Origin of the sequence: Hypericibacter adhaerens (assembly GCF_008728835.1) — a bacterium.
Classification (GTDB): Bacteria; Pseudomonadota; Alphaproteobacteria; order Dongiales; family Dongiaceae; genus Hypericibacter; species Hypericibacter adhaerens.
Genome location: NZ_CP042582.1, coordinates 1,932,074 through 1,953,073, shown reverse-complemented (window position 1 = coordinate 1,953,073; position 21,000 = coordinate 1,932,074). Strand labels below are relative to the sequence as shown.

Here is a 21,000-nt window from a genome sequence, read left to right as displayed (position 1 = left end):
GGCCCGATACCCGAATTCACCTCAACTCGACGCCGCCGCCGGGCCCGACGCCGCTGACGAGGCCCCCTTCGCCGCCGCCTTCGACAGGAAGCGGCGCAGATGCTGGTTGAATGTTTCCGCCTGCTCGATCGGCGGGATATGCGCCGCCTGCTCGATCACGACGAGCTCGGCGCCGCGGATGGCCTTGGCGATGCGCTCCGCCGCCGCCGGCGGCGTCGAGCCGTCCTCGCGGCCGACGATGACCAGGGTCGGCGTGACGATCTTCGCCAGGATCGCGGTCTGGCGCATGGCCTGGATGGCGCGCGCGCAGGCGGCGTAGCCCTGGGCCGGCGTCGCCGCGATCATCCGGCGCACCGGCTCGATGCGCTCGGGATGCGCCGCGCGGAAAGGGGCCGTGAACCAGCGCTCGAGCGTGCCCTCGACCAGCGGTGCCATGCCGTCGGCGAGCGCCCCCTGGATGCGCGGCTCCCAGATCTCGGGCTTGTCGGTCTCGCTCGAGGTATCGGAGAGGGTGAGCGAACGCAGGAGGTCGGGGCGCCGGGCGGCGAGCGCCTGCCCCAGCATGCCGCCCAGCGAAACGCCGACGAAATGCACCGGTCCCAGCTTGAGCTGATCGATCAGCGCGATGGCGTCGGAGGCGAGATCGTCGATCGTCGGCGTGCCTTCCGGCAGGGACGAGCGCCCATGGCCGCGCGTGTCGTAGCGGACGATCCGATGATCGGATTTGAAGGCCGCGACCTGGTTGTCCCAGATCGACATGTCCGAGGCGAGGCTGTTGCTGAAAAGCAGGGTCGGGCGGCCGGAGGCACCATCGATCCGATAAGCGAGGTCGGCGCCGTTGCAGCGCAGAGTCCCCTCGCCTGTTGCCATAAGCCTTCTCCCTGGTTTTCCGCCGCGGCGTTCTTGCGCGCCGCTGGCTGCCGGCCCGCCCGATATTTCGGCATGGCCTGCTCAAATTGTCGACAAGATTGTAAACATCATTGTCTGTAAGATACTCTGCTTGTCAACAATCTTGCGGAGTGAAGGCTGAACCGGCATGGGCGACGCCCAAAAATCAGGCAGCAAGGGCGAACCCGCCGACGTCGTGGTGATCGGAGCCGGTCTTCTGGGCCTGGCCATCGGCCGAGCTCTCGCCCAGGCCGGCCGCGAGGTGGTGCTGCTGGAAGCCGAGAAGGCGATGGGCACGATCACCAGCTCGCGCAATTCCGAGGTCATTCACGCCGGCATCTATTATCCGCCGGGCTCGCTCAAGGCGCTCTTCTGCGTCGCCGGCAAGCAGATGCTCTACGACTACTGCCAGAGCCGCGGCGTCGCCCATGCGCGCATCGGCAAGCTCCTGGTGGCGACCGAAGAGGCCGAGATCGTGAAGCTCGAGCGGCTTCATCAGCGCGCGGGGGAGAACGGCGTCGACGATCTACGCTGGCTCAGCGAAGCCGAGGCGAAGGCGATGGAGCCGGCGCTGCGCTGTGTCGGTGCGATCCTGTCGCCCTCGACCGGCATCATCGACAGCCACGGGCTCATGCTCGCCTATCGCGGGGATCTCGAGGATAGCGGGGGAATGATCGCGTTCGGCGCGCGCGTCGCGGGCGGCGAAGCGACGCCGGACGGGATCCTGCTCCATGTCGAGCAGGAAGAGCCGATGGACCTGCTCTGCCGGACGGTGGTCAATTGCGCCGGTCTCGGCGCGCAACCGGTCGCGGCCTCGATCAAGGGCGTGCCCTCGGCCAGCGTGCCGCCGCTCCATTTCGCCAAGGGCAACTATTTCGGCCTGAACGGGCGTGCGCCTTTCCGCCATCTGATCTATCCGATGCCCGGCGGCGGCGGCCTCGGCGCCCATCTCACCCTCGATCTCGCGGGCCGCGCGCGATTCGGCCCCGATGTCGAGTGGGTCAACAGGATTGACTATGCGGTTGACCCGAAACGCGCCGACAGTTTCTATGCTTCCATCCATCGCTACTGGCCGGGCCTCCCGGATGGCGCGCTGGTGCCGGACTATTCTGGAGTCCGTCCGAAACTGTATGATAACCCCAACGGCGATGCGGACTTCGTGATCCAAGGCGAGGAGGCGCACGGGGTTCCGGGTTTGGTAAATCTCTACGGCATCGAGTCGCCGGGCCTGACCTCCTCGCTTGCCATCGCCGACTATGTGAGACGCGTGATTGTGGATTTTAACGGCCGACAACCGTCGCGGGATCGGTTAGCTTTCCTATCGGATCGGAACGAAGAGAAGAGCGAGTACAGCCTTGGCGCGTGAAACAAGCGAAAAACTCCTGGCGGACCTGGTCGATTCCATACGCCAGGCGATCATTTTCGGCCGGCTGCGGCCGCGCGAGCGCCTGGTCGAAGAGGAGCTGGCGGAGCGCTTCAATGCCAGCCGCCACCTGGTGCGTTCGGCGCTGAGCACGCTCGACCAGATGGGGCTCGTTACCCGCCGCCCGAACCGCGGCGTGATCGTCTGCGATTTCTCGGTCGAGGAGATCGAGGAGATCTACGAGATGCGCGCCCTCCTCCAGGGCGAGGCCGCGCGGCGCATCCCTCTGCCCGCGCCCCGCTCACTCGTCAGCCAGCTCGAGGCGATCCACGCGAAATATTCCGAGAACGTGGACAAGATGGAGCTCAAGGCGGCCTGCACGCTCAACAACGTCTTCCACGAGACCATGTTCGGGGCCTGCAACAACCGCTACCTGACCGAGACCATCCAGCGTTTCTGGATCCGCACCACCGCGATCCGCTGCTATGCGATCGGCGACCCCGAGCTCCTGCAGCAGTCGCGGCGCGAGCATCGCGCCATGATCGACGCGATCAAGGAAGGCAACCGGGAAGAGCTGGTCAAGCAATGTGTGGACCATATCTATCCCGCGCTCGAAGCCTATAAGCGCGCCCATGGCGGGTGGGACGTGGCCGGCGCCGCCGGCAGCCAGCGCGCCGTCCCGGAACGGCTCACGGTCGTCGCGCGGCGGTGACGGCCTTGGCCGAGATCACCTACGACATCATCGTCCGCGGCAACAATCTGAGGCTGCGCGACGGCTTCCTCGCCATGTCCAACGTCACGCTGGTGAAGACCGGGCGGGGCTATCTCCTGTTCGACACGGCCGGCTACATCTCGCGGCTGGGGCTGATCACCGCCTTGCGCGAACGCAACATCGCGCGCGACGACATCAAGATGGTGTTCCTCTCGCATCTCCATTTCGACCACTGCCACAACATCGACCTCTTCCCCAAGGCGAAGGTGTTCGTGAGCCGGACCGAATGGAGCTATGCGAAGTCACCCCACCACGAGGACATCTTCATGCCCTGGGGCATCCACGAGATGCTCGAGCGCTACGACTTGGAGATCCTCGACGGCGACGGCGTGATCGATCCGGGCGTCAGCTTCTTCCCGGCCCCGGGCCATACGCCCGGCAGCTTCGCGGTGCGGCTCGACACGAAGGAGCGCGGCTGCGTGGTGATCGCGGGCGACGCGATCAAATACGCCAAGGAAGTCATCATGCAGTGCGGCGACAATGTCTACGACACGGTCGCATCCAGCACCGCCAGCATCAAACGCATCCTGGAGATGGCCGACCGCATCATCCCCGGCCATTTCCCCGAGCTGATCAAACAGCCGAACGGCCAGTTCGGCTGGAACGAAGGGGCCGCCTTCGACCTGATCGTTCGCTAGTCCTTTTCCGATAAAATTCGCGATATGATGGGCGTTTACGCCGCGCCGCCCGGTTCCGCCGGGCTGGCCAGGCGGTCCCGGATCGACCGGACGGACGCCCGGCCCGACAATCCCTGATGAAGCAGACCGATGCCGATCAAGATTCCTGACGACCTCCCCGCCCGCGCCACCCTAGCTGCCGAAGGCGTCATGGTGATGGGCGAGGCCGATGCGGTGCGCCAGGACATCAGGCCGCTGCGCATCGGGCTGCTGAACCTGATGCCGAACAAGGTCAAGACGGAGACCCAGTTCGCGCGGCTCCTGGGCGCCACGCCGCTGCAGATCGAGCTGACGCTCGTCAAGATCACCAACCACGAGGCGCGCCATACGCCCAGCGAGCATATCATCTCGTTCTACCGCTCCTGGGAGGATGTCCGGTCGGAGCGCTTCGACGGCTTCATCATCACCGGCGCGCCGGTCGAGCAGATGCCGTTCGAGCAGGTGACCTACTGGGACGAGCTGCGCCGCATCTTCGACTGGACCCAGACGAACGTGCATGCGAGCCTCAACATCTGCTGGGGCGCACAGGCGGCGGTCCATCACTTCCACGGCATGCCCAAATACCCGCTGCCGGCCAAGGCGTTCGGCGTCTACCGCCACCGGAATCTCGCCCCCGCCTCGCCCTACCTACGGGGCTTCTCCGACGATTTCCAGATCCCCGTCTCACGCTGGACCGAGGTGCGGCGCGAGGACATCCCGGCGAAGAGCGGGCTGACCGTGCTGATGGAGTCCGACGAGGCCGGCCTCTGCCTGCTGGACGACCCGCGCTACCGGTCGCTCCATATGTTCAACCATATCGAGTACGATTCCAACTCGCTGAGCGACGAGTATTTCCGGGATGTCGCGGCCAACAAGCCCATCGCCGTGCCGCGCAACTATTTCCCGAAAGACGACCCGACCCGCCAGCCCGAGAACCGCTGGCGCAGCCATGCCCATCTGCTGTTCGGCAACTGGATCAACCAGCTCTATCAGACCGTGCCGTTCGACAGCGACGAGATCGGCAAGCGCTGAGGCGACAGCCTCGCCGCCGCCGGCCCGCATCCTCGTGACCCACGGAATCCCTCGCCGCCGCGAGCGGCAGCGAGGGTCCGCCGGCCTTCACTTCGGCGTCGGCTTGTAGGTCGGGCCGCGGCGCGCGACGCGTTCGAGCATGCCGTTGGTCAGATAGTCCGGCGTCTCGTGATTGTCGTAGGTCAGGCTCTCCTGGCCGGGATAGCCGATGATCTTCCGGACCACGGGCGACATGTAGTAGGCCCCGGAGGCCGCCAGGCTGACGGCGCCGAAGGCCTCCTTGTCGCTCTCGAAGAGCAGCTCGGCCCCCTTCGCCCCCGACAGGCCCTTCGCCTTCTCGAGGCCGCGATGGAAATCCTCGATCAGGTCGGGGCGGAACTTCAGCACATCGTCGATCCCGGCCGCGGCGACGCCCACCTCGGTCGCGGCCGGCATCTTCGCGGTCTTCGGGATCAGGAAATCGGCGATACCGCCGAAAATGGCGCGGTCCTCGGCCGACAGTTTCGCGGTTGCGGGTTTGCTCATGGGTCAGGCCGCCTTCTGGTTGCGACGTTCGGCGATCATCCGTGTCGCCTGGCGCAGCGCCACCGACATGATGGTCGCGGTCGGGTTGAGGCCGGCCGAGGTCGGGAAGGTGCTGCCGTCGAGGATGTAGAGATTGGGCACGTCGTGCGACTGGCCCCACGGGTTGACGACCGAGGTCTTGGGATCGTCGCCCATGCGGCAGGTGCCGAGCAGGTGCCAGCCGGTGTCGCGCATCTGGTGCACGACCGCCGTCTCGATGGCGCCCGCCGCCTCCACCGCCTCGAGGCAGCGCGCGACATGGAACTTCAGCATGTCGTGCGAGTTCTGCGAGACCTTGTAGAGCAGCTTCGGCGCCGGGATGCCGTCGGTGTCGGTCATGGTCGGATCGAGCACCACGCGGTTGGATTCCTCCGGCAGATCCTCGCCGATGATCCCCCAGACGATGCTGCGGCCGAAGCGGCGGTCGACCATCTCGTGGAGATTGTTGCCCCACATGTCGCCGACCTTGGCCGTGGCGCCCGCGAACACCTTGGTGCCGACGAAGCTGGTGGCACCCAGGGGCCCGCCGCCCGGCATGGCGCCCCATTTGGCGCCGCGCATGAAGCCGCGCTTCTCGTCGGTCTCGTAGAACTGATAGGAGGAGATGTTCTGGCCGAACGGCCCGCGCCAGGATTCGAGATCCTCGTCATAGATCCCGAGCACCGCCGAGAAGGGGTGCATCATCAGCCGCTTGCCGACCATGCCCGAGGAGTTGGCGAGCCCGTCGGGGAAGCGCTTCGAGGCCGAGAGCAGCAGCAGGCGGGGCGTGCCGATGCCGTTGGCGCAGACGATCACGACCTTCGCCTTCTGGCGATGCTCGCGGCCGTTCTCGTCGATATAGACGGCGCCGGTGGCAAGGCCCCGCTCGTCGACCTCGATCTGCCGGACGCGGGCGCCCGTGACCAGCCTGGCCCCGTTCTTGATCGCGGCCGGCCAGTAGGTGACGTCGGTGGTGGATTTGGCCCCTTCCGGGCAACCCGTCATGCAGGTGCCGCGGCGCACGCAGGCATTGAGGCCGTTATAGGGCTGCGAGGGAATGGCGTTCGTGCCCGGCCACCAGTGCCAGCCGAGCTTGTCCAGCCCCTCGGCCGCCTTGCGCCCGACCTTGCCGATCGGCAGGCAGGGCGTGGGATAGGCCTTCTTCGGCGGATAGGCCGGATTGCCCGGCAGGCCCGACACGCCGACATCCCATTCGACCTGCTCCAGATAGGGCAGAAGATCCTCGTAGGTGAAGGGCCAGTCGTCGGCGATGCCGTCGAGCGTGCGGACGCGGAAATCGGAAGGCAGGAAGGGCGTCCAGTGGCCGGCATAGATCGTGGCGCTGCCGCCGACGCCGGCGAACATCAGCGGGTTGATGTCGGACTCCGAGGTGTCGACCGGATAGTCGCGCGGCATGTCGCGCATGTTGGGGTTGGGATGCCATTGCCGCTGGCTCACCAGCTCCCATTCGGGGCGCCGCCCCGGGAACTTGTCGCGGTCCGGATAGTTGCCCTGCTCCAGCGTCACCACCGACATCCCGGCGGCCGACAGATATTTGGCGGCGACCGAGCCCGACGGGCCGGCGCCAATGATCAAGACATCCACTTCCTCGCCGCGCTTGGGGGCGCGGCTGGAGGGATTGCGATCCTCGCTCATTCCTCAGAGTCCTCCTGGCGTTCTCTCTCACGGCTTGGCAGCCGCCTTCGCGCGCCCGCTCGGTCCCTGGTCGAGACGCTCGAGACCCCGGAGAATCAAGGCGTCCTTGTCGATTTGTCGGAAGGAGGCGATTGCGCTGGAGCGAACGATGGCACAGCGTCACTTTGCAAACAAGATTGTCGACAATATGATCGACAAGTCGGATAAGACGCCCGGGCGGATCGTGCCGGCGCTGCCATGTTTTTCGCACTGCGAAAAACCGATTTCGCAGGTGCGGTCTAACCCTTCAGCACCATGACCGCGCCGCCGAGCACGAGGGCCGCGCCGATCAGCCGAACCGCGTTCACCGGATGCGGGTTCGTCGCCAGGACGCCGAAATGATCGAGCAGCAGCGAGGCCGCCAATTGCCCGAAGATCACCAGCCCGAAGACCGAGGTGTTGCCGAGCCGCGGCACGCTCGCGATGACGCTGGAGACGAAGACCGCGCCCAGGAACCCGCCGCACCAGACCCAATAGGGAATGGCGGCCGCGCGTTCCATCGCGGGCCAGGTCGCGCGGGTCGCGAGCTGCACGCCGAGCAGGCCCGCCCCGCCGACGAAGAAGGACACCGCCGCGGCCCACAGCGCGCCGCCGAGGCCGGCGGCCAGCCGCGCATTGATCAGCGCTTGCAGCGACAGCGCCGCGCCCGCGATGAAGGCGAACAGCATATATGGCATGGAGCCTCGTTCTAGGATGATCCGGCGGGCTGTGGAAAACGGGATGATGCCGGCTGATTGTCCTCGCCGCCCCCCGGCGGCGAGAATGCGCCCGGACAACGGGGCGCCCGAGACTTACCCTCTTCACCGCCACGCCTGCAAGACGCGCCCCGCCCTTCCCCGACCCGAACCGATCGAATTCAAGTGAGCCGCATGTCGATTCTGGAACGCCTCGCCGAAATCCTGGAGCCGTCGGATCTGCTGACCGAGGCCAGCGACACCGCGCCCTACCTGACCGACTGGCGCAAGCTCTATCGCGGCCAGGCGCTGGCCGTGGTGCGGCCGCGCGACACCGGGCAGGTCTCGCGCATCGTGGCGCTGGCGTCGGAAGCCGGAATCTCGATCGTGCCCCAGGGCGGCAATACCGGCCTCGCGGGTGCGGGCGTCCCTCCCTCCAACGGCAACAATCTCGTACTGTCGCTGGAGCGCATGAACAAGATCCGGTCGATCGACCCCGCCAACTACACCATCACGGTCGAGGCGGGCTGCGTGCTGCAGCAGGTGCAGGAGGCCGCGGCCAAGGCCGACCGGCTTTTCCCCCTGAGCCTCTCGGCCGAGGGAAGCTGCCGCATCGGCGGCAATCTCTCGACCAATGCCGGCGGCATCGCCGTGCTGCGCTACGGGAATATGCGCGACCTGGCGCTGGGCCTCGAGGTGGTGCTGCCGGACGGGCGCATCTGGAACGGGCTTCGGGCGCTGCGCAAGGACAATACCGGCTACGATCTCAAGCAGCTCTTCATCGGCGCCGAGGGCACGCTGGGCGTCATCACCGCGGCGGTGCTGAAGCTCTTCCCGCGGCCGCGCGAACGGGCCTGCGCTTTCGTGGCCGTGCCCTCGCTCGAGGCGACGCTGGAGCTTCTGGGCCGGCTGCGCGCCGCCAGCGGGGACAGCCTGACCAGCTTCGAGCTGATCCCGCGCGTCGCCCTCGAGATGGCCATCGCCCATGTGCCGGGCAGCTTCGATCCCTTCCCCGATCCGCACGAGGCCTATCTCCTGATCGAGATGACATCGAGCCGCGAGAACAGCGGCGTCACGACCATCGCCGAGGAGGCGCTCACCGCGGCCATGGAAGCCGGCTTGATCACCGAGGCGACCATCGCTCAGAACGAGGCCCAGGCGAAAGCGCTCTGGTTCCTGCGCGAGGCCATCGTCGAGGCGCAGAAGGCGCCGGGTGCCTGCATCAAGCATGACGTGGCGGTGCCTGTCGCGGCGGTGCCGGCTTTCCTCAAGGAGGCCCGGCAGGCCGCCGAGGCGGCCCAGCCCGGCGTTCTGGTCTATGCCTTCGGTCATCTCGGCGACGGCAACATCCATTTCAACCTGATGCAGCCGAAGGGCATGAAGCCCGAGGATTTCACCGCCCAGACGCACCGCTTGAACCGCGTGGTGCACGACATCGTCGCCCGCTATCACGGCAGCATCAGCGCCGAGCACGGGCTGGGCCAGCTGCGCAACGAGGAGGTGCGGCGCTACAAGCCCGCGATCGAGTTCGAGCTGATGCAGAAGATCAAGGCGGCACTCGACCCCAAGGGCATCATGAACCCGGGGAAGGTGCTCTGATCGCATAGAGCGCGCAAGCCGAGCCCTCATGCTCGATGTGCCGCTCGAGGCGCAGGCCCGCCTTCTCGGCGGTGGCGATCGAGGCCCGGTTCGCCGGATCGATCAGCGCGATCAGGCGCGGCAGGCGCAGCGCCTCGAAGCCATGGTGGACCAGGGCCTGCGCGATCTCGGCGCCCAGCCCCTGCCGCCAATGGGCCCTGTCCAGGAGGTAGGCGATCTCGACCTCGTCCCGACCCTCGATCGCCCAGGGGATCAGGCCGCAGCGGCCGATGAAGCGGCCGCTTTCCTTGTGGATCGTGGCCCAGAGGCCGAGCCGCGGGTGATCGGGATCGCCGCCCTGGAGGAACCAGTCGAGCTCCTCCTGCGTCTGCTCATAGGTCAGCGTGCCCCCCGGGAAGTAGCGCCGAACCTCGGGATCGTCATAGAGCGCGAACAGCGGGCCCAGATCCTCCGGCAGGAACGGGCGGAGGATGAGGCGGCCCGTCTCGAGAATGACCGCCGGCCGCGGGCTCATCGGACCAGCGCCGTCATGTCCGGCGGCCGCGCATAGAGATCGAGAATCTGCCCCACGGCCGGCGTCAGCTCCGGCGGCAGCCGCAGCAGCAAGGGCAGCGCGCCGTTCGCGCCCGCCTTCGCATGGGCGCGCCAATGAGTGCCCTGGAACACGAGCTCGGTGAGAACCGCGGCCCCGAGCGGCGCCGCATCCTCGGGCGCCGTCGCCGCGGGAAAGATCTGCTCGGGCCGGACCGCGACATGGAGCGACGCGCCCGGTCCCAGACCGGCCAGGCCTTCGCCGCTGGTGAGCAGGAAACGGCCGAGCGCCGTATCGACCGTCAGCTCCTCGCCATTCCTGCCGGCAAGCTTCGCCGGCAGGATGTTGTTCTCGCCCATGAAGGTCGCGGTGAAGAGGCTGGCCGGGCGGCGATAGATGCGCGCGGGCGCGCCCCGGTCCTCCACCCGGCCCTTGTTCATCACCACGATCGTGTCGGCGACGCTCATCGCCTCTTCCTGGTCGTGCGTCACATGGACGAAGGAGGTGCCGAGCCGCTTCTGGATATGCACCAGCTCCTCCTGCATCTGCCGGCGCAGCGCCAGGTCGAGCGCGCCCAGAGGCTCGTCCAGCAGCAGCACGGCCGGCTTGACCGCGATGGCGCGGGCCAACGCCACGCGCTGGCGCTGGCCGCCCGAGAGCTGATGCACCCGGCGCGCGCCGAAGCCCTCGAGCCCCACCAGCTTCAGCACCTCCTCGGCCCGGGCGTCGCGCTCGGCCTTCGCCACCTTCCGCATGGCGAGGCCGAACCCGACATTGGCGCGCACGCTCATATGCGGGAAGAGCGCGTAATCCTGGAACACGGTCGCGGTCGGGCGCTTGGCCGGCGGCAGGGCCGTCACGTCCGCGCCCTCGATCAGCACCCGCCCCTCGCTGGGCTCGGTGAAGCCGCCCAGCATCGAGAGCACCGTGGTCTTGCCGCTGCCCGAAGGACCCAGCAGCACCACGAACTCGCCCTTGGCGATCGTCAGGTTGAAGCGCTCGACCGCGACCTGCCCCTCATAGCTCTTGCAGAGCCCTTCGAGCCGGACCAGCGGCTCCCGCGCGGTTTCAGCCATTCCGCCGGCTCCGCGCCTGCAACAGCTCGATCAGGATCACGAACAGGATCGAGACCGCGAACACGACCGTGCCCGCGGCATTGAGCGCCGGGTTGAGGCCGGAGCGCAGCATGCTCCAGATCATCACCGGCATGGTGACCTCGAACTTCGAGAGCAGGAAGGCGATCACGAACTCGTCCCAGGAGAGGGTCGCGGCGATCAGGAAGCCCGCCAGCAGTGCTGGCCACAGCATCGGCACGGTGACGAGCAGCAGCGCCTTGAGGTCGCTCGCCCCCAGGTCATGGGCGGCGCGCTCGATATTGGCCTGATGCTCGCCCAGCTGCGAATAAGTGATGGCGAAGCAGAGCGGCAGGTTGATCACCACATGGCCGATCCCGACCGCCAGCAGCGAGCGGTCGATGCCCAGCCAGTTGAAGACGATGAGGAGCCCCATCGCGATGATGAGATAGGAGACCGCGATCGGCGCCATCAGCAATAGTTGCAGGCCCAGATTGAGCCGGCGCCGGCGTCGCGCCATGCCATAGGCCGCGAGGAAGCCCAGCGCCGTCGCCACCGCCGAGGAGGCGATCGCCACCAGGGCCGAGTTGCCCATGGCATGGATCAGCCGGTCGTTGGCGAGAAAGGCCTCGTACCAGCGCAGGGAGACGCCCTTGAAGGGCGGCACCGGCAGGAGCCCGTCCTGAAAGGAATATTGCACCAGCATGACGACGGGCAGGAAGATGAAGCCCAGCGCCAGCAGCAGGTAGGCGATCGCGAGGACCCGGCGCGCGCTCATGGCCTCACACGCGCTCCATGCGCAGATGGCGCGCGAACAGCAGGAAAGCGGCGCTCACCACCAGCATCAGCACCATGCTCATGGCCGAGGCCATCTCGAAATTGGCCTGGCGGCTGATCTGCAGCATGATCGCCTGCGGCAGCAGCAGCTCGCGGCTGCCGCCCAGGATCTGCGGCGTGATGTAGTCGCCGATCGCCAGCACGAAGGTGAGGAAGGCGCCGACCATGACGCCGGGCAGGCTCAGCGGCAGGGTGATGCGCAGGAAGACCTGCAGGGGCGAGGCGCCGAGATCGGCCGCGGCCTTGCGGTAGCTCTCCTTGATCTGCACCAGGTTGGCGTAGATGGTGAGGGTCAGCAGCATCGTGAAGAAATGCACGAAGCCCAGCACGGTGGCGCCGCGCGTGTTGCCCAGCCCGATCGGCTGGTCGAAGAGCCCCAGTCCCGTCATCACCTGGTTGATCACGCCCTTCTCCGACAGCACCAGGAGCCAGCTATAGGAGCGGATCACGTAGGAGGTCCAGAAGGGCAGCACGATGACGACGAGCAGCAGCCGCTGCCAGCGCGCCGGCACGCCATAGGCAAGGATATAGGCCAGCGGATAGGCGACGGCGAGGCTCACCGCCGTGGTGATCAGCGTGACCTCGATCGAGTTGGCCAGGGCCGAGACATAGACGCCGCCCCCTTGCGTGAAGAAGGCCGTATAGTTGTCGAGCGAGAAGGCGCCCAGCATCCGGTCGCCGACCCGCGCGGAGAAGCTCACCGCCAGCATGATCAGCAGCGGCAGCAGGAAGAACAGCCCGGTCCAGGCGAGCGCGGGCCAGGTGGCCCAGCGCTTGAGGTCGAGCTGGCGGGAGGGGAGCGCGGTCATGGAAGGTATCGCGCGGGCGCCGATGTGGCCGACAGCGAGTTTGCCCCCTCCCTAGCCCTCCCCCTGAACGGGGGAGGGGATAGCGGCGCAGGGGTCGCTCCATTGTCCCCTCCCCCGTTCAGGGGGAGGGCTAGGGAGGGGGCTGCACCGAACAGCGATAAGTGCTCCGCTGTCACTACGCGTTCAAGAACTCGGTCCACACCTCGAGCATCGCCTTGTCCATCTCGGGGTCGGGCGACATGTAGTGGTAGGACTTGGGCAGGAAGGTCGGCTGCTCGTCCCAGCGCAGGATCTTCTTCTGCTCGTCGGTCAGGGCCGCCTTGTTGTTGGCGGGCATGGCCCAGTAGCAGGCCGAGGTGGCAAGCCGCGCCTGGCCTTGCGGGCTCATGACGTATTGAACGAACTTGGTGGCGGCTTCCTTGCGCTTGCTCTTCTCGAAGACGGCGAGCGACTGCATCCAGCGGATGCCGCCTTCGTCCGGCAGCACCCAGTCGAGCGCCGGGTTCTCGCCATGGAGGCCGGCGGTCGCGAACTCGCCGCCGCCGGCGATGATGTCGGCCGAGCCGCTCACCAGCGCGTTCTGCACCGTCACCACGTCGCCGATCAGGGCGGCCAGCGGCTTCATCTCCAGGAGCTTCGCCTTGATCGCCGGCAGATGCTCGGGCTTGAGCTGGGGCGGAATGATGCCCAGCCCGATGCCCACCATCTGCATCAGCGGCACGTAGTAGTCGTAGATGGCGATGCGGCCCTTGTATTTCTCGTTCCACAGCACCGCGGCCTTGCGCATGTCGGCCGGGTCGACCTTCTGCGAGTTATAGGCGACCGTGTTGTAGCCGAACTTCTCCGGCACGCCATAGAGCTTGCCGTCGAGGAAATGGAGGCTCTCGGTCGTGAGCTCCGGAAAGATATCGTCCCAGGGATAGTCCGATTTGTTGAGCGCCGCCAGGTGGCCCATCTTGGCGAGCTTGGTGATGTCGACCGTGTCCAGCACCAGCACGTCCCAGTCGCCCGGTTTCGACTGCTCCAGGATCGCCAGCGCCTCGCCGGTGGCGGCGAACTCCTTGGTGTTCACCTTGATGCCGTGGGTCTGCTCGAACGGCTGCAGCAGGTTCGGGTCCGAGTGATCGCACCAGACCAGCGCGTTGAGCTGCTCCGCGGCCTGGGCACGGCCGACGATCGAGAAGGAGCCGACGGCCGCGGCGCCGGCGGCCCCGGTCTTGAGCAGCCGGCGGCGCGAGATGCGGAGATGGGAGCGGATCATGATGGGAAGCCTCCTCTGGGATGACGGGATTCGAGTCCCGATCTTTGCCGTCCGCGGGGATGCCCCTCGCGGACGGGGTTGCGGAAAAAATGAACCGTCTCTAAATTTGCGTCAAGCTCCAACGAACGCGAATTTCAGGGAGATGGGCGCTGCCGATGGCGGGTCTGCGCGAACGACAGAAGGCGGGACGGCGGCGCTCGATCCTGGCGGCGGCCGAGAACCTGTTCCGGCGCGACGGGTTCGACGCCACACCCGTCGATGCCATCGCCGAGCAGGCCGAGGTCGCCGCCGGCACGGTCTATAATCATTTCGAATCCAAGGGCGACCTGCTGCTGGCGCTGGTCGCGCGCGACGGCGAGGAGGTGCGCGCCACCGGCCGCGACATCATCGCCGACCCGCCCAAGGATCCGGTCCAGGCCGTGCGCCGGCTGCTCGAGCATTATGTCGACCATTCGCTGGTGCATCTGAGCAAGAGCATGTGGCGCAACGCCATGGCCACCGCTCTCACCCAGGCCGATTCCGCCTTCGGCCGCGGCTATGCCGAGCTCGACCGCAAGCTCGCCGACCAGGTCGGCGACCTGCTGCGGATGCTGCAGGCCCGCGGCCAGATCGATACGGCCGTCGATTGCCGTTCCGCGGGCGACCTGCTGTTCGCCGCCTGCAACAGCCTCTTCATGCATTTCGTCGCGCGGGAGGAGCGCACGCTGGCCGAGCTCAAGCGCGAGATGGCGCGCCAGGTGAGGGTCGCCTTCACCGGCCTGCTGGCGCCCCGCGGTTGACCGGGATCGGCCGGCCGTTTTTCCTTCGCAGCATCTAGGCCCTTTGTCCTAGACTGGCCCCGTTCCTTCACTTGCCGGTTAGGGGGCCGCAAGATGAGCAGCAATCCGATCGATCCGAAGGCGGGCAACACCGCCAATCTCGTCTATATCCTTTATCTCGTCAGCCTGATCGTCGGCATCACCGCGCTGGTCGGGGTGATCCTGGCCTATGTCAACAAGAGCCAGGCGCCGGACTGGCTGCAGACCCACTACCGGTTCCAGATCCGCACCTTCTGGATCGGCATCCTGTTCTCGATCATCGGGGTCGTGACGACGATCATCCTGATCGGCTGGCTGATCCTGCTGCTGGTGGCGATCTGGTGGATCGTGCGCTGCATCAAGGGCATGCAGTATCTCGGCAAGCAGCAGGCCCATCCCAATCCCGCGAGCTGGATGTTCGGGTAAGGCGCCCGGAACCGCAAGCTTCACCACCCGCTTCACCCTGCCCTCTCCTCCCGAAAGCGGGAGGAGAGGAAGGAAGTCGGCTGCTACGGCGCGAGCTTCGCCGCGTAGCGCTCGATCCGGTCGCAAGCGCGCGCCAGTTCCTCGTCGGCATTGCCGAGCGAGATGCGCACATGGCCCGCGGCGCTCGGGCCGAACGCATCGCCCGGCAGCACCGACACGCCCTCGGCATCGAGCAGGCCGCTCGCGAAATCGTAGGCGCCGAGGCCCGTGCCGCGCACATCGACCATGGCGAACATGCCGCCCTCGGGCCGGTGGCAGCGCAAGCCCTTCACGTTGCCCAGCCGCCCGCAGACCAGGTCGCGGCGGCGGCGATAGCCCTCCTTCATCGCCTTCACCTCGGGCGGCTCGGCGGTGAGGGCCTGGAGCGCCGCATCCTGGATGAAGGGCGGCGAGCCATAGAGCATGCAGAGCGCCAGATTGCCGAGATGTTCGGCCAGCGCCGGCGGCGAGATGCTCCAGCCCAGCCGCCATCCCGTCATCGCATGCGACTTCGACAGGCTGTTGATCGTGACGGTGCGCTCGGCCATGCCCGGCAGGCCGGCCGGGCTCACATGCTGGGATTCGTAGGTCAGCCCGGCATAGACCTCGTCCGACAGCAGCCAGAGATCGTGGCGGATGCAGATCGCCGCGATCCGTTCCCAGTTGGCGCGGGTGATGACGGCGCCCGTGGGGTTGTTGGGCGAATTGAGCAGGAGCGCCCGCGTCCGCGGCGTGACGGCCCGCTCGATGCTCTCGGGATCGATCTGGAAGCCGCGCTCGGGCTTCAGCGGCACGAACGCCATGCGGGCGCCGCTCGCCCCGACCACGGCCTCGTAAGTCACATAGGCCGGCTCCGGCACGATGATCTCGTCGCCCTGATCCAGCACGCAGACGGCCGCGGCATAGAGCGCGCATTGCGCGCCGGCCATGACCACCACCTGGTCGGGATCGGTCGGCTGCCCGCTTTGCGCCTGATGCGCCGCGGCGATCGCGGCCCGCAGCCGATGATCGCCGACGACCTCCCCATAGTGGGTGCGGCCGCGCCGGAGGCTTTCGATCGCCGCGTCGGTGATGGCGGGCGGCGTGTCGAAATCCGGGTCGCCCACGCTCAGCAGGATGACGTCCTTGCCCTGGCGCTTCAGCCGCGCGCCGCGGCCATGAATCTCCCAAGCCGCGGCGCCCTCGCCGCCTATGCGCTCGACGAACGAAGAGAATCGCATGGCTCGACGTGATCTTCGAAAAGCTCGGGGGTTGACCCCTGGGACCGGTTCGGGCTCGATAGCAGAGAGCGCGCCCGAGAGCAATCGCCGCAAACGGCTATCGGGGCCGCCCTTCCGGCGCCCTTCCCGTCCTGGCCCTCTTCAAGCCCGCCCCCTCTTCACGCCCCATAGATGCAGAGATGAGCAAGACCCATCACCAGCCGCTCGGCGGCAACCAGATGCCTCGCTTCGGCGGGCCCGCCACCATGATGCGCCTCCCTTCGCTGCCCTCGGCCCAGGGACTCGACGCCTGCTTCGTCGGCGTGCCGCTCGACACCGGAACCTCGAACCGCTCGGGCGCCCGCTTCGGCCCGCGCCAGATCCGCGCTGAAAGCTGCCTGATCCGCCCCTACAACATGGCGACCCGCGCGGCTCCCTTCGACAGCCTGTCGGTGGCCGATATCGGCGATGTCGCCATCAACACCTTCAACCTGCAGAAGAGCATGGGGATCATCGAGGCCGCCTATGACGAGATCCTGAGCCATGGCTGCACCCCGCTGACGCTCGGCGGCGACCACACCATCGCCCTGCCGATCCTGCGCGCGATGAAGAAGAAATACGGGCCCGTCGGCATGGTCCATGTCGACGCCCATGCCGACATCAACGACAACATGTTCGGCGAGCCGATCGCCCATGGCACGCCGTTCCGCCGCGCGGTCGAGGAAGGGCTCCTGGACGGCAAGCGCGTGGTGCAGATCGGCCTGCGCGGCACCGGCTATGCGGCCGAGGATTTCGATTGGCCGCGCGCGCAGGGCTTCCGCGTCGTCCAGGCCGAGGAGTGCTGGTACAAGTCGCTGGCGCCGCTGATGGAGGAGGTGCGCCGGCAGGTGGCCGGCGGCCCGGTCTATCTCACCTTCGATATCGACGGGCTCGATCCGGCCTTCGCCGGCGGCACCGGCACGCCCGAGATCGGCGGCCTCACCATCACGCAGGGCATGGAGGTGATCCGCGGCTGCCGCGGCCTCGACATCGTCGGCTGCGACCTGGTCGAGGTGGCGCCGCCCTACGATCCGACCGGGAACACGGCGCTCACCGGCGCCAACCTGCTCTATGAAATGCTGTGCGTCTTGCCGGGCGTGAACTACCGGAACTGACGCGGCCCCTTATCCCGCATCCACCCAGAGTTCCGTCACGCCGCCGCCGGCATTGATGGTCCAGCCAGGGATCTTGAGGTCGAAGGGGCAGGACGAGACCACGACGATCAGGTTCATCAAGGCCTCGAGCTCGACATGGCTGCCGGGTGCCACCGGGTTGGGCGGCGAGATCAGCGCGCCGTCCGCCTCCACATGGGTGTTGGTGAAAAAATTCACCGGCTGCGGGGTGACGGCGATCGTGTGACCGAGCCCCGCCATGGCCTCGGCCAGGTTGGCGGCGCAGCTTCGGTGCGGTGCAGCATGGCCGAACTGTGCGTAGCGGGCCTGGTCGCAGGCGGCGATCAGCATGTCATGGCAGCCGCCTGCGCTATCTTCCCGTAGCGTCAGCATCGGCCGGCGGAAACGGCTGAGGAGCTGGTCGCCGGGCTTCGGCTTGATCGAGCGAGTCGTTACCCACGTATGCATGGGCGACAACCACTCGTTGAGATCGTCGGCGTTGTAGGCGAAAAAGTCCGCGGCCTGGTGCCCGGCCGGTGTCGTGACCCGAACCCGTTTGCCCTTTGCCACAGGAATGGCACGGCCTTCGGCAGCCGGCACGACAATCCGATTCATGATCGGTTCTCCTAATCGAACACCGTCCGCTGCACCGGCAACAAATCGCGGGCGATGCTTTTTCATCTGGATTCCGGTGTCCGATAGAAACATGCTCGGGCGCGCTTCTCAAAGCCCCTCCACACGACCGGGGCTTGGGACGCCGGAAGGGATCGAGAACGGACCCGCAGATGCCAGCGTGTCGCAACGGCCCGGCCGGGGGTTTTCGTTATGGCTCTGGCGCTTTCTGCTCGCGATGGTCGTCGATGCCGAGACGGCCGTTTTCGCGTCTTATCGCCTGTCCAGGGGACTTGATGCTAAGCTGGGGCCGCTCCCGAGTCTGGCCAGTGATCAATGCAATCAAGCCTGATCTCCATGGCGCGGCCGCCCGCTGAGGGCGCCGACATGACCGGAAATGAAGTGCGAGTATGACGGAACACCGTCCCAACGCGCCAGAAATTGGCCATGCCCCAGAAGCTGGTCACGCCCAAGTCGGTTCGCCCAAGCGAATCCTCTCACCTTTCGAATCCTGGCCCCCGGTCCTCTTCTATGCGCCGGTCATCGTCTATTGGCTGCTCCTGGCCCTGCGCCATCGCAGCCTGACGCTGCCCGCCGTCGCCAACCCGCAGATCGAGCATGGCGGCCTGTGCGGCGAATCCAAGACGAAGCTCTTCGGCAGCATGGCGCCCGAGGGTCGCGAATGGCTGGCGCCCTATGTCAGCTTCGTGCGCGGCGACGAGAGCACCATCGATCGGGATGTCGAGCGATTGACGGCCGAGCTCGACAGCGCGGGGCTCGAGTTTCCTCTGGTCGCGAAGCCCGATGTGGGATGCCATGGCGCGGGCGTGCGCCTGGTCCATGACCGCGCCGAGCTGCGCGCCTATCTCCGCGCCTTTCCCGCCCATGAGCGGCTGCTGATCCAGCATTTCGTCGATTACGAGGGCGAAGCCGGCATCTTCTATGTCCGCCGCCCGAACGACGCGGTCGGCCGGATCTTCTCGATGACCCTCAAATATTTCCCCACGGTCATCGGCGACGGCGTCTCGACGCTGGGGCAGCTCATCCGGCACGATCCGCGCGCGGGCCGCCTGGCCCACATGTATCTGCCGCGCCATCAGCATCGCATCCACTGGGTGCCGCCGGAAGGCAAGCGCGTGCGGCTGGTCTTCGCCGGCAATCACTGCAAGGGCGCCATGTTCCGCAATGGCGGGCGCCTGGTGACGCCGGAGCTGGCCAGGCGCATCGACGAGCTGGCCCGCACCATCCCCTCCTTCCATTTCGGCCGGTTCGACGTCCGCTTCCGGTCGCTGGGCGAGCTGATGCAGGGCCAGGGCTTCACCATCGTCGAGTTCAACGGCGGCGGCAGCGAGGCCACCCACATCTGGGATCCCGATACCACGCTGCTCTCGGCCTATCGTGACCTGTTCGCGCAGACCCGCATCCTGTTCGAGATCGGTGCCGCCCATCGCGAGGTCGGCCACGAGCCCGCGGGCTGGCGCGTGCTGCTCGCCTCCTGGCTGCGCGAGCAGCAGCTCAAGCGCGCCTATCCGCTGACGGAGTAGCGAAGCGCTTCGTCCCTCTTCTCTCAGCGAATCGCGAGACTGCTTTCCTCGTCATGCCGGCTTCAGGCCGGTATCCATGAACACGGACACATGCCCCATCTTGCTTGATGGGTGTTCATGGATTCCCGCCTTCGCGGAAATGACGAAGGAGTGAACGCGTCTACCCTCGAAGAGGGTTACATGCCTTCAACCGATCGGCTCCAGGGTCTCGACATAGACCAGCAGCGTGCAGCCGCCGGGGGTGTGTGACCCGTGCTGCGTGCCCGCGCGCAGGAGCACCATGTCGCCGCGACGGTAGCGGCTCCCGTCATGGTCGATCAGCTCGCCCTCGAGCACGAGGAACATCTCGTCGGCGGTATGCTCATGCGCGGTCGAGGCGGCGCCCGGCGCCATCCGGATCACGTGGAAGCCGGTGCCGACGGGCCGCGCCTCGTCGAGCGGCAGCCAGCTCAGCCCCTCATAGACGATGTCCGGCGTGTCGAAGGAACGGAAGGGTTCCGAGTAGAGATTGCGGACGATGCGCTCGCCCGCCTTGACCGGCTTCATCGCCCTGCTCCCGCCCTTCCGGTTCCCGCTATTTGCGCTCCAGGTCGCGCTCGATCCGGCCGAGCCGCTTCAGCAGCTCGACCTGCATATTTTCGATCTTGTCGTGCAGATGCGAGACCTCGAGCTCGGCCTTGAGGTTCACGTCATACTCGATGTCGGTGCGGATGCGGTCCTTGGCGGCCTGCCGGCTCTGGCTCAGGAGCACGATCACGCTGAGGAAGATCGCCTCCAGCGACACGCACATCGTCAGGAGCCCGAAGGGGAACGGATCGAAGGCTTCAAGCCCGGGGATCATGTTCCAGCCGATCCAGACCGCGAACAGCACCCCGTGCAGGACCAGGAAGGCGAAGCTGCCGCTGAACTCGGCGATGGCATCGGTCGCCCGCTGGATCAGGGTCGCCCGCGATGCCATCACGTCGTTGGGGTTGCGCACCGCCGCCTGCCGCAGCCGCTGATCGGTCACGCGCAGCCGCGCCGCCATCACCGCCATCATGTCGAGCGCCGCCTCCGGCCGCGCCCGCACGAAGCGCAGCAGCGCGCCGCGATCGAGCACCAGCAGGTGGGTCGCCGCCATGGCCACCGCATTGGCCGTGCGCGGCCCCTGGTCCAGCAGGGACAGCTCGCCGAAGAGCTCGCCCGGGCCCGCATCGTGGAGCACGATTTTCTGCCCGAGCTTGTCGGTGGTGGCGAGCTCGACCGCGCCCTCGCAGACGATATACATCCGCTCGCCTTCCTCGCCGACGCGGAACAGGACCTCGCCCTCCGCGGCGTCCTGCTCCTCGACGAAGTCCGCCAGCATGACGCGGTCGTCGCGCTCGAGCCGCGAGAAGATCGGCGCACGGCTGATCGCCTCGACCTTGTGGGCGAGGTCCGCCGCCGCGTCCGCGGTGTCGCCGGCGACCGGCGACGGGGCTGTCCTGCTGTCGGCTGCCATTCCCCGGGGCGCCCTGGG

The 21,000-nt window shown here is 67.1% G+C and carries 22 protein-coding genes; 9 read left to right on the top strand and 13 right to left on the bottom strand.

The window, feature by feature from the left end:
• Positions 1–21: 21 nt before the first annotated feature.
• Entirely contained in the window at positions 22–870 is an 849-nt protein-coding gene (pcaD, locus tag FRZ61_RS08415; protein WP_151116549.1) for a 3-oxoadipate enol-lactonase, read from the bottom strand.
• 166 nt (positions 871–1,036) lie between these two features.
• On the opposite strand from pcaD, the gene FRZ61_RS08410 reads away from it, so the two are divergent.
• The 4 genes from FRZ61_RS08410 to metA all read left to right on the top strand — a co-directional run bounded on the left by FRZ61_RS08410 (position 1,037) and on the right by metA (position 4,711).
• The gene (locus tag FRZ61_RS08410) at positions 1,037–2,254 is read left to right on the top strand and encodes an NAD(P)/FAD-dependent oxidoreductase (protein ID WP_151116547.1); all 1,218 of its coding nucleotides are present in this window, start codon (positions 1,037–1,039) and stop codon (positions 2,252–2,254) included.
• Positions 2,244–2,963 (top strand): GntR family transcriptional regulator, encoded by a 720-nt coding sequence (locus FRZ61_RS08405; protein WP_225309179.1) that lies wholly within the window; start codon positions 2,244–2,246, stop codon positions 2,961–2,963. Before FRZ61_RS08410 ends, FRZ61_RS08405 begins: the two co-directional genes overlap by 11 nt.
• Positions 2,964–2,968: 5 nt before the next feature.
• Entirely contained in the window at positions 2,969–3,661 is a 693-nt protein-coding gene (locus FRZ61_RS08400; RefSeq protein WP_225309178.1) for an MBL fold metallo-hydrolase, read from the top strand.
• A 129-nt stretch (positions 3,662–3,790) separates the two neighbouring features.
• Complete coding sequence (metA, locus tag FRZ61_RS08395) at positions 3,791–4,711, top strand: homoserine O-acetyltransferase MetA (RefSeq protein WP_151116545.1); 921 nt, start codon at positions 3,791–3,793, stop codon at positions 4,709–4,711.
• A gap of 87 nt (positions 4,712–4,798) precedes the next feature.
• Here metA and FRZ61_RS08390 read toward each other — a convergent pair whose 3' ends face one another.
• The 3 genes from FRZ61_RS08390 to FRZ61_RS08380 all read right to left on the bottom strand — a co-directional run bounded on the left by FRZ61_RS08390 (position 4,799) and on the right by FRZ61_RS08380 (position 7,626).
• Complete coding sequence (locus FRZ61_RS08390) at positions 4,799–5,236, bottom strand: hypothetical protein (RefSeq protein ID WP_151116543.1); 438 nt, start codon at positions 5,234–5,236, stop codon at positions 4,799–4,801.
• A gap of 3 nt (positions 5,237–5,239) precedes the next feature.
• Entirely contained in the window at positions 5,240–6,910 is a 1,671-nt protein-coding gene (locus FRZ61_RS08385; protein WP_151116541.1) for a GMC family oxidoreductase, read from the bottom strand.
• A 278-nt stretch (positions 6,911–7,188) separates the two neighbouring features.
• Positions 7,189–7,626: a DMT family transporter gene (locus tag FRZ61_RS08380; RefSeq protein WP_151116539.1), complete on the bottom strand. Its 438-nt coding sequence runs from the start codon at positions 7,624–7,626 to the stop codon at positions 7,189–7,191.
• A gap of 192 nt (positions 7,627–7,818) precedes the next feature.
• Between FRZ61_RS08380 and FRZ61_RS08375 the strand changes: the two genes are divergently transcribed.
• Entirely contained in the window at positions 7,819–9,222 is a 1,404-nt protein-coding gene (locus FRZ61_RS08375) for an FAD-binding oxidoreductase (RefSeq protein WP_151116537.1), read from the top strand.
• On the opposite strand, the gene FRZ61_RS08370 is transcribed toward FRZ61_RS08375, so the two are convergent.
• The 5 genes from FRZ61_RS08370 to FRZ61_RS08350 all read right to left on the bottom strand — a co-directional run bounded on the left by FRZ61_RS08370 (position 9,197) and on the right by FRZ61_RS08350 (position 13,734).
• Complete coding sequence (locus tag FRZ61_RS08370; protein ID WP_151116535.1) at positions 9,197–9,736, bottom strand: GNAT family N-acetyltransferase; 540 nt, start codon at positions 9,734–9,736, stop codon at positions 9,197–9,199. The two genes, FRZ61_RS08375 and FRZ61_RS08370, sit on opposite strands and share 26 nt — an antisense overlap.
• Positions 9,733–10,830, bottom strand: coding sequence for an ABC transporter ATP-binding protein (locus FRZ61_RS08365; protein WP_151116533.1), 1,098 nt, complete (start codon positions 10,828–10,830; stop codon positions 9,733–9,735). The genes FRZ61_RS08370 and FRZ61_RS08365 overlap by 4 nt, the downstream gene beginning before the upstream one ends.
• Positions 10,823–11,605 carry an ABC transporter permease gene (locus tag FRZ61_RS08360; protein WP_151116531.1) on the bottom strand — a complete coding sequence of 261 codons (783 nt, stop codon included), beginning with the start codon at positions 11,603–11,605 and terminating at the stop codon, positions 10,823–10,825. The genes FRZ61_RS08365 and FRZ61_RS08360 overlap by 8 nt, the downstream gene beginning before the upstream one ends.
• A 4-nt stretch (positions 11,606–11,609) precedes the next feature.
• Positions 11,610–12,473: an ABC transporter permease gene (locus FRZ61_RS08355; protein WP_151116529.1), complete on the bottom strand. Its 864-nt coding sequence runs from the start codon at positions 12,471–12,473 to the stop codon at positions 11,610–11,612.
• Positions 12,474–12,648: 175 nt separating this feature from the next.
• Positions 12,649–13,734: a polyamine ABC transporter substrate-binding protein gene (locus FRZ61_RS08350; protein ID WP_151116527.1), complete on the bottom strand. Its 1,086-nt coding sequence runs from the start codon at positions 13,732–13,734 to the stop codon at positions 12,649–12,651.
• Positions 13,735–13,889: 155 nt separating this feature from the next.
• Between FRZ61_RS08350 and FRZ61_RS08345 the strand changes: the two genes are divergently transcribed.
• Positions 13,890–14,513, top strand: a complete 624-nt coding sequence (locus tag FRZ61_RS08345; protein WP_151116525.1) for a TetR/AcrR family transcriptional regulator — start codon at positions 13,890–13,892, stop codon at positions 14,511–14,513.
• A gap of 93 nt (positions 14,514–14,606) precedes the next feature.
• Positions 14,607–14,957 (top strand): DUF4870 family protein, encoded by a 351-nt coding sequence (locus tag FRZ61_RS08340; protein WP_151116523.1) that lies wholly within the window; start codon positions 14,607–14,609, stop codon positions 14,955–14,957.
• A gap of 83 nt (positions 14,958–15,040) precedes the next feature.
• Here the strand turns inward: FRZ61_RS08340 and FRZ61_RS08335 are convergent, their stop codons facing one another.
• The gene (locus tag FRZ61_RS08335; RefSeq protein WP_151116521.1) at positions 15,041–16,216 is read right to left on the bottom strand and encodes a pyridoxal phosphate-dependent aminotransferase; all 1,176 of its coding nucleotides are present in this window, start codon (positions 16,214–16,216) and stop codon (positions 15,041–15,043) included.
• Between the two features lie 179 nt (positions 16,217–16,395).
• On the opposite strand from FRZ61_RS08335, the gene speB reads away from it, so the two are divergent.
• The gene (gene speB / locus FRZ61_RS08330) at positions 16,396–17,349 is read left to right on the top strand and encodes an agmatinase (RefSeq protein WP_151116519.1); all 954 of its coding nucleotides are present in this window, start codon (positions 16,396–16,398) and stop codon (positions 17,347–17,349) included.
• A 9-nt stretch (positions 17,350–17,358) separates the two neighbouring features.
• Here speB and FRZ61_RS08325 read toward each other — a convergent pair whose 3' ends face one another.
• Positions 17,359–17,961, bottom strand: coding sequence for a DUF1989 domain-containing protein (locus tag FRZ61_RS08325; RefSeq protein WP_191909359.1), 603 nt, complete (start codon positions 17,959–17,961; stop codon positions 17,359–17,361).
• A gap of 407 nt (positions 17,962–18,368) precedes the next feature.
• Between FRZ61_RS08325 and FRZ61_RS08320 the strand changes: the two genes are divergently transcribed.
• Entirely contained in the window at positions 18,369–19,502 is a 1,134-nt protein-coding gene (locus tag FRZ61_RS08320) for an ATP-grasp domain-containing protein (protein ID WP_151116515.1), read from the top strand.
• Positions 19,503–19,688: 186 nt separating this feature from the next.
• Here FRZ61_RS08320 and FRZ61_RS08315 read toward each other — a convergent pair whose 3' ends face one another.
• Together FRZ61_RS08315 and FRZ61_RS08310 are read right to left on the bottom strand one after the other, a co-directional pair.
• A complete protein-coding gene (locus FRZ61_RS08315) occupies positions 19,689–20,048 on the bottom strand; it encodes a cupin domain-containing protein (RefSeq protein WP_151116513.1) in 360 nt (119 codons plus the stop codon).
• A 28-nt stretch (positions 20,049–20,076) separates the two neighbouring features.
• On the bottom strand, positions 20,077–20,982 hold the full coding sequence (locus FRZ61_RS08310; RefSeq protein ID WP_151116511.1) for a DUF1003 domain-containing protein: 906 nt from the start codon (positions 20,980–20,982) through the stop codon (positions 20,077–20,079).
• Between the last annotated feature and the right edge of the window lie 18 nt (positions 20,983–21,000).

Bases quoted from the DNA above. Each gene is read 5' to 3' on its own strand.
- pcaD (WP_151116549.1), bottom strand. From the start codon at position 870: ATGGCAACAGGCGAGGGGACTCTGCGCTGCAACGGCGCCGACCTCGCT.
- FRZ61_RS08410 (WP_151116547.1), top strand. From the start codon at position 1,037: ATGGGCGACGCCCAAAAATCAGGCAGCAAGGGCGAACCCGCCGACGTC.
- metA (WP_151116545.1), top strand. From the start codon at position 3,791: ATGCCGATCAAGATTCCTGACGACCTCCCCGCCCGCGCCACCCTAGCT.
- FRZ61_RS08390 (WP_151116543.1), bottom strand. From the start codon at position 5,236: ATGAGCAAACCCGCAACCGCGAAACTGTCGGCCGAGGACCGCGCCATT.
- FRZ61_RS08385 (WP_151116541.1), bottom strand. From the start codon at position 6,910: ATGAGCGAGGATCGCAATCCCTCCAGCCGCGCCCCCAAGCGCGGCGAG.
- FRZ61_RS08380 (WP_151116539.1), bottom strand. From the start codon at position 7,626: ATGCCATATATGCTGTTCGCCTTCATCGCGGGCGCGGCGCTGTCGCTG.
- FRZ61_RS08375 (WP_151116537.1), top strand. From the start codon at position 7,819: ATGTCGATTCTGGAACGCCTCGCCGAAATCCTGGAGCCGTCGGATCTG.
- FRZ61_RS08370 (WP_151116535.1), bottom strand. From the start codon at position 9,736: ATGAGCCCGCGGCCGGCGGTCATTCTCGAGACGGGCCGCCTCATCCTC.
- FRZ61_RS08365 (WP_151116533.1), bottom strand. From the start codon at position 10,830: ATGGCTGAAACCGCGCGGGAGCCGCTGGTCCGGCTCGAAGGGCTCTGC.
- FRZ61_RS08360 (WP_151116531.1), bottom strand. From the start codon at position 11,605: ATGAGCGCGCGCCGGGTCCTCGCGATCGCCTACCTGCTGCTGGCGCTG.
- FRZ61_RS08355 (WP_151116529.1), bottom strand. From the start codon at position 12,473: ATGACCGCGCTCCCCTCCCGCCAGCTCGACCTCAAGCGCTGGGCCACC.
- FRZ61_RS08350 (WP_151116527.1), bottom strand. From the start codon at position 13,734: ATGATCCGCTCCCATCTCCGCATCTCGCGCCGCCGGCTGCTCAAGACC.
- FRZ61_RS08345 (WP_151116525.1), top strand. From the start codon at position 13,890: ATGGCGGGTCTGCGCGAACGACAGAAGGCGGGACGGCGGCGCTCGATC.
- FRZ61_RS08340 (WP_151116523.1), top strand. From the start codon at position 14,607: ATGAGCAGCAATCCGATCGATCCGAAGGCGGGCAACACCGCCAATCTC.
- FRZ61_RS08335 (WP_151116521.1), bottom strand. From the start codon at position 16,216: ATGCGATTCTCTTCGTTCGTCGAGCGCATAGGCGGCGAGGGCGCCGCG.
- speB (WP_151116519.1), top strand. From the start codon at position 16,396: ATGAGCAAGACCCATCACCAGCCGCTCGGCGGCAACCAGATGCCTCGC.
- FRZ61_RS08325 (WP_191909359.1), bottom strand. From the start codon at position 17,961: ATGAATCGGATTGTCGTGCCGGCTGCCGAAGGCCGTGCCATTCCTGTG.
- FRZ61_RS08320 (WP_151116515.1), top strand. From the start codon at position 18,369: ATGACGGAACACCGTCCCAACGCGCCAGAAATTGGCCATGCCCCAGAA.
- FRZ61_RS08315 (WP_151116513.1), bottom strand. From the start codon at position 20,048: ATGAAGCCGGTCAAGGCGGGCGAGCGCATCGTCCGCAATCTCTACTCG.
- FRZ61_RS08310 (WP_151116511.1), bottom strand. From the start codon at position 20,982: ATGGCAGCCGACAGCAGGACAGCCCCGTCGCCGGTCGCCGGCGACACC.